Here is a 5,740-nt window from a genome sequence, read left to right as displayed (position 1 = left end):
CGAGGTCGTGGAGGAGGGGCGGCGCGCCGCCGCCTGAGGGCCGCCCGCGCAGGCGAGGCTTGCGCGGGGGCGCTCAGCCCGCTAGCCCGGTGGAGGCGCAACAGACCTGGGGGTTTTCCGCGCATGACGCCGCGACGCCGCGCGGCGGGGCTGGCCGTGTCCGCCCTGCTGGCGCTGTCGGTCCATCTGCCGGCCGCCCGGGCCGAGGACGCGCCAGCGACTGGCGCGGCCCTGGAGCTTGCGTCGAGCGAGACGGCGGCGCGGCCCCTCCCGGTGCCGGGCGACCCGCCGCTCCGCCTGCCCGAAGCCGCGTCCGCGCCGCGTCCCGCGATCCTGCCGCTGCCGCGTCCCGCGGGCGCCGGGCCGGTCAGGGGGGCGCCCGAGGCGAGCCTCCGGCCCATCGCGCGCGACCCCTGGGCGGCGCCGGACCTCCTGTGGGACGGGCACCCGGAGGACATGGAGTGGACGCTCGCGGCGATGGCGGCGCTGCGCGGGCCCGGCGCGCCGCTCGCCCGCACCGTGCCCCGCGACATCGGCGACTGGTGCCCGGGCTACGCGGCGGCGGACACGGGCCAGCGGCGCGCCTTCTGGGCGGGGCTCATCTCGGCGCTCGCCTGGCACGAGAGCACGCATCACCACACCGCGATCGGCGGGGGCGGGCAATGGTTCGGCCTCGTCCAGATCGCGCCGGGCACGGCGCGCTGGCGCGGCTGCCGCGCGACCACGGGCGAGGCGCTGCTCGACGGGCCCGCGAACCTGAGCTGCGGGCTCCGGATCATGGGGATCACGGTGCCGCGCGACCAGGTGATCTCGGAGGGGATGCGCGGCGTCGCCGCCGACTGGGGGCCGTTCCACTCCGCCCGCAAGCGCGAGGAGATGCGGACCTGGCTGAGGCGGCAGGATTATTGCCAGCCGCCGCCGGAGGAAGCGTTCCGGCCGCTGGCGCGCCCGGACATCGTCGCGGAGACCGGGCAGAGGCCGCTCGCGCGGCCCTGAGGCGGATCAGGCGTGGCGGACCGGAACGCCGCGCCGCGTCGCCTCGCGGATCAGCACGAGCGGATCGGGCAGCGCGCCCTGCGGCATCTCGACCTCGGAGCCGTCCATGAGCACGACCGTGCCGCGCGACTTGCGCCCGCGATCCTCGAGCCGGAGGTAAGCGATCTCCGAGGCCGGCAGGTCCTTCGCCTCCGCCCCCGCCTCGATCCGCCAGGACGCGTCCGAGATGCGGAGCACGTCCACCGGCGTCATGACGAGCTGGGCGATGCAGACGAGGAGCGCGGGGATGAAGACCAGCATCACGAAGCCGGGCATGATCTCCCAGAGCTGGACGGCGAGGAGGATCAGGCCCGCCAGCGCGAAGAGGCTGAGCGGCAGGCTTCCGGGGCGGGCTTCATGGTGAAACGTCTTGTCCATGGCGCCGATCTGGCCCCCGGATTCGGGCCAAACTTGGACCCGGCGGGGGCGGGCCTCCGGCTCTTCGGTGCTGCTTTTCAGGCGCGGCGGGGACGCGAGGCGATGCGCGGCGGAAAGCGGACCTCGCGCGGCAGGAGGGGCATGCCCGGACCCTCCGGCGGCTCGCCCAGCGACAGGGTCGCGCGCCTGAGAAAGGCCGTCGCCGCGTCCGGGTCCGCGGGCAGGGCGGCGGGGTCGATCGCCTCGCCCACGGTGACGCGGTAGGGCATGTGCGCCTTGTTCAGCGTCTCGTGGAAGAGCGTGATGTCCCGCAGCGTCGGGTGGATCGCGTCGAAGGCGTAGAAGAGGACCGAGTTCCGCGCCCGCATGTGCACGGGGATGACCGGCAGGCCGAGCTTGCGCGCCAGCGTCGCCGCCGAGGTCATCCAGGGCCGCTCGTGCAACCGCAGGCCCCGGCGCTTGGCCAGCCGCCCGGAGGGGAAGATGACGCCGAGACGACCCTCTTCCTCGAGCGCGCGGCGCGCATAGGCGAGGGTCTCGCGGGTCTTGCCGTGGGTGCGTCTGTCGCGCCGCCACTCGACGGGGGCGATCAGGCTGTCGAGCTGGGGCATGACGCGCAGGACGTCGGCGTTGGCGAAAAAGAACGCGTCCGGCCGCCGCCGTGCGAGGAGCCGCCAGAGCACCAGCCCGTCGGCGATGCCGGTAGGATGGTTCGCCACCACGAGGGCGGGCCCCGAGGCCGGGATGTTCCCCAGGCCCGTCGCCGTCACGCGGCGCGCGACGTGGCGAGCGGCGACATCCATCACCTCGTGGGTCGGCCGCGGCGCCAGCGCCTCGGCGAGCGCAAGCGTCCGGCGCTGGGCGAGAAGGCGGTAGAGCACCCTGCGCGCGACGGCGTTGGCCGGGTGCGTATGGGCCAGCCAGGGCGCCCGCTCGGCGATGAGCGGGTCTATGCGGCTCTGCATGTCCATGGGCATGTCCATGGCGATCTGCAACCATGTAAAGGTAACGCCGGAATGACGCCCCTGCAACATGGGCAAGCCGCGGGAGGCCTGTTAGGTTCCCGCCCATGAGCCCCGTCGACCTCCGCGACAGCCTTTCCGCCGCCGCACCGGACCGCCCGGGGCGCATCCTCGCGCTCGATCTCGCACGCGCGGGCGCGCTCGTGGCGATGGCGGTCTTCCACTTCGTCTTCGATCTCGAGCTGTTCGGCTGGGTGCTGCCGGGCACGTCCACGACGGGGGGATGGCGGCTTCTGGCGGTCTGCACGGCGGGAAGCTTCCTGTTCCTCGCGGGCGTGAGCCTCTGGCTCGGGCATGGCGCGGGGCGGCGCTGGCCGGGATTCTGGCGGCGCTTCGCGAAGATCGCGGCGGCGGCGGCGCTGATCACGGGCGTGACGTATGTGGCGGTACCGGGGGCCTTCATCTTCTTCGGCATCCTGCATTCCATCGCGGCGGCGAGCCTCGTGGGAATGCTGGTGCTGCGGCTGCCCGCGCTTGGGCTGATCGCGCTCGCCGCGCTGGCCTTCGCGGCGCCGGGCTTCGCGCGGGCGGAGCTGTTCGATCCCTGGTGGTTCTGGTGGACGGGGCTGCAGACGGTGACGGTGCGCTCGGTCGACTACGTGCCGCTCGCGCCCTGGCTCGGGCCGTTCCTCCTCGGGCTCGCCGCGGGGCGGATCGGGAGCGCGAGGGGGCTCTGGCACCGGCTCGCGCGGTGGCGGGGAAGCGCCGCCTGGGAGCGGCTCGCCTGGCCGGGGAAGCACTCGCTTCTCGTCTATCTCCTGCACCAGCCGGTCCTGATCGCGCTGGTCGCCGGGGCCACGTTCCTCCTGCGCTGAGGCCGGCCCGAGGGGGCGGTCCCGCCGGCGGGACCGGCGGAAAAGCCGGCTTTTCCGCCGCCCGGCGGCAGCCTCGCGCCTTCGGGGCAGGCGGCGCGGGCCGCGTGCGCCGGGCAGGGCGCCGCGTCGGGCGTCGCGTGTGCGGAGGCGGAGGGCCCGTCGCCGGGACGCCGTTCGCGGGCAGGTCTGCCCGCGAACAGGCCCGTCCGAGCCTGTGCGTGGCGGCCGCCGCGTCAAGGACGCCTGCGGCGCCGGCTCCGCCGGTCTGCGATCCTTGACCCGGCGCCCGCCACGCGGCGGGAGCTCCGGATGCGCGAGGGGACCGGCGGAAGCCGGGCGGCGCGGGGCGGGCGCGTTGCCCATGCAGGAGCGGCCCGTGCAGGAGCGGCCCTTTCAGGAGTGGCGTGCGGCGCCATCGCCCCGTCGGCGCCGACCCTGCGCGCCGCGTGCGGGGTCCCGGTCGCCTCCGGCGATGGCTGTGCCCGGGCTGCCCTCCCCGGTCCGGTGGTCCGTGCGCGGCTCAGGCCCGCATCCGCGCCACCATCTCGGCGAGGTCGCGGCTGATGCCTTCCGTCCCGGCGATGCGGGCAAGCTCCTGGTCCATCAGCGCCACGCGGTCGGCGTCGTAGCGCTTGCGGGTCTCGAAGGCGGTGGACATGCGCGCCGCCGTCTGCGGGTTCTTCGCGTCGAGGCGGATGATCCAGTCCGCGACGAAGCGGTAGCCCGCGCCCGAGAGGTCGTGGAAGCCCGCGGGGTTGCCCGCCGTCAGGCCCGCCATCACCGCGCGGAAGCGGTTGGGGTTCTTCCAGTCGAAGAGCGGATGCCCGGTCAGCCGTTCGGCCACGGCGACGGCTTCCTCCGGCCGGGCATGGGCCACCTGCGCCATGAACCACTTGTCCATGACGAGGCGGTCCTCCTTCCACTGCGCGAAGAAGCGTCCGGCGATCTCCGCGTCGCCCTGCTCGAGGAGCGTCGTGAAGGCGGCGATCTGGTCGGTCATGTTGGTGGCGGCGTCGTAGCGGGCGCGGGCGCGGTCCGGCCCCTCGACCCGCGCGAGCAGCGCGAGGCAGGTGTTGCGCAGCGCGCGCCGCGCGGCCTGTCCGGCGTCGGGGCTGTAGGCGGGGCCCGGGTCCATCGCGTCGTGCAGGCGGGCGAGCGTCCCGTGCAGCGCCTCGGCCATGGCGCGCGAGAAGTCCTCGCGCGCGGAGTGGATGGCGGAGGGGTCGGGCACGAGCCCCGCGTCGCAGGCCGCCTGCGCGAGATCGTCCTCGGAGGGCAGCGCGAGCGCGAGGGCGCGGAAGGCGGGGTCGAGGCCCTCGTCCTCGATCAGCTTGCCCAGCGCCTCGAAGAGCGCGGGATCGGGGGCGTTCGCGCCCGCGAGCATCGCCATCAGCGCCTCGCGCATGAGGCTCCGGCCCGCCTCCCAGCGGTTGAAGGGGTCGCGGTCATGGGCGAGCAGCACCAGCCGGTCCTCGCGCGGCAGGGGCGCGTCGAGGATGACGGGGGCGGAGAAGCCGCGCAGGAGCGAGGGGATGACGCGGGCGGGAACGGGGCGGCCCGCGGCCGCGGCGAGGGCCGCGAGGTCGTAGTCGAGCCGCGCCTCGGGACCGTCGAGGACATGCAGCGTCTCGGGCAGGAGCTCGGCCCCCTCGGGGTCGTGGAGCGCGAGAAGGACGGGGATGACGGCGGGCTCCTTCAGGGGCTGGCCGGGCGTCGGCGGCACCGACTGCGACAGCGTGAGGCGGAGCGTGGTCCCCTCGATCTCCCAGCGGGCGGAGACCCTGGGCGTGCCGGCCTGGGTATACCAGCGCTTGAACTGGCTGAGATCGCGCAGGATCGTGTCCTCGAAGACCTGGATCCAGTCCTCGATCGTGCAGGCCTGGCCGTCGTGGCGCGCGAAGTAGAGGTCGAGCGCCGCGCACCAGTCGTCCGGCCCGACGAGGAGGCGCAGCATCCGGATGAGCTCGGCGCCCTTCTCGTAGACGGTGGCGGTGTAGAAGTTGTTGATCTCGATGTAGCTGTCGGGGCGCACGTTGTGCGCCAGCGGCCCCGCGTCCTCGCGGAACTGGCGGGCGCGCAGTTGCAGGACGTCCTCGATCCGCTTGACCGGGGCCGAGCGCATGTCGGCCGAGAACTGCTGGTCGCGGAAGACGGTCAGCCCCTCCTTCAGGCAGAGCTGGAACCAGTCGCGGCAGGTGATGCGGTTGCCGGTCCAGTTGTGGAAGTACTCGTGCGCGACGATGCCCTCGATCAGGTCGTAGTCGCGGTCGGTCGCGGTCTCGGGCGAGGCGAGGACGTATTTCGAGTTGAAGATATTGAGGCCCTTGTTCTCCATCGCGCCCATGGTGAAGTCGGAAACGGCCACGACCATGAAGGTATCGAGGTCGTATTCCAGGCCGTACACCTCTTCATCCCACCGCATGGACCGCTTTAACGACTCCATGGCGTGCTGGCACTTGTCCAGGTCCTCCGGACGGACAAAGACCCGAA

General features: G+C 73.7%; 5 protein-coding genes. 2 read left to right on the top strand and 3 right to left on the bottom strand.

The window, feature by feature from the left end; genetic code table 11:
- The first annotated feature begins 123 nt into the window (after nucleotides 1-123).
- A complete protein-coding gene (locus tag ACTS11_RS09720) occupies nucleotides 124-996 on the top strand; it encodes a transglycosylase SLT domain-containing protein (protein WP_442640121.1) in 873 nt (290 codons plus the stop codon).
- A 6-nt stretch (nucleotides 997-1,002) separates the two neighbouring features.
- Here the strand turns inward: ACTS11_RS09720 and ACTS11_RS09715 are convergent, their stop codons facing one another.
- Nucleotides 1,003-1,413 carry a hypothetical protein gene (locus tag ACTS11_RS09715; RefSeq protein ID WP_442640120.1) on the bottom strand — a complete coding sequence of 137 codons (411 nt, stop codon included), beginning with the start codon at nucleotides 1,411-1,413 and terminating at the stop codon, nucleotides 1,003-1,005.
- 77 nt (nucleotides 1,414-1,490) lie between these two features.
- Nucleotides 1,491-2,396: a 1-acyl-sn-glycerol-3-phosphate acyltransferase gene (locus ACTS11_RS09710; protein WP_442640119.1), complete on the bottom strand. Its 906-nt coding sequence runs from the start codon at nucleotides 2,394-2,396 to the stop codon at nucleotides 1,491-1,493.
- Nucleotides 2,397-2,482: 86 nt separating this feature from the next.
- Here ACTS11_RS09710 and ACTS11_RS09705 point away from each other — a divergent pair, with 86 nt between their 5' ends.
- Nucleotides 2,483-3,250, top strand: coding sequence for a heparan-alpha-glucosaminide N-acetyltransferase (locus tag ACTS11_RS09705; protein WP_442640118.1), 768 nt, complete (start codon nucleotides 2,483-2,485; stop codon nucleotides 3,248-3,250).
- 520 nt (nucleotides 3,251-3,770) lie between these two features.
- Here ACTS11_RS09705 and pepN read toward each other — a convergent pair.
- Nucleotides 3,771-5,740, bottom strand: a 1,970-nt coding sequence (pepN, locus tag ACTS11_RS09700; protein WP_442640117.1) for an aminopeptidase N, incomplete at its 5' end; no start/stop codon positions are given.

The organism is Roseicyclus sp. (genome assembly GCF_052168335.1).
GTDB lineage: Bacteria > Pseudomonadota > Alphaproteobacteria > Rhodobacterales > Rhodobacteraceae > Roseibacterium.
This window is presented reverse-complemented; position numbering and strand designations above follow the sequence as displayed.

Bases quoted from the DNA above. Each gene is read 5' to 3' on its own strand.
- ACTS11_RS09705 (WP_442640118.1), top strand. From the start codon at position 2,483: ATGAGCCCCGTCGACCTCCGCGACAGCCTTTCCGCCGCCGCACCGGAC.
- ACTS11_RS09710 (WP_442640119.1), bottom strand. From the start codon at position 2,396: ATGGACATGCCCATGGACATGCAGAGCCGCATAGACCCGCTCATCGCC.
- ACTS11_RS09720 (WP_442640121.1), top strand. From the start codon at position 124: ATGACGCCGCGACGCCGCGCGGCGGGGCTGGCCGTGTCCGCCCTGCTG.
- ACTS11_RS09715 (WP_442640120.1), bottom strand. From the start codon at position 1,413: ATGGACAAGACGTTTCACCATGAAGCCCGCCCCGGAAGCCTGCCGCTC.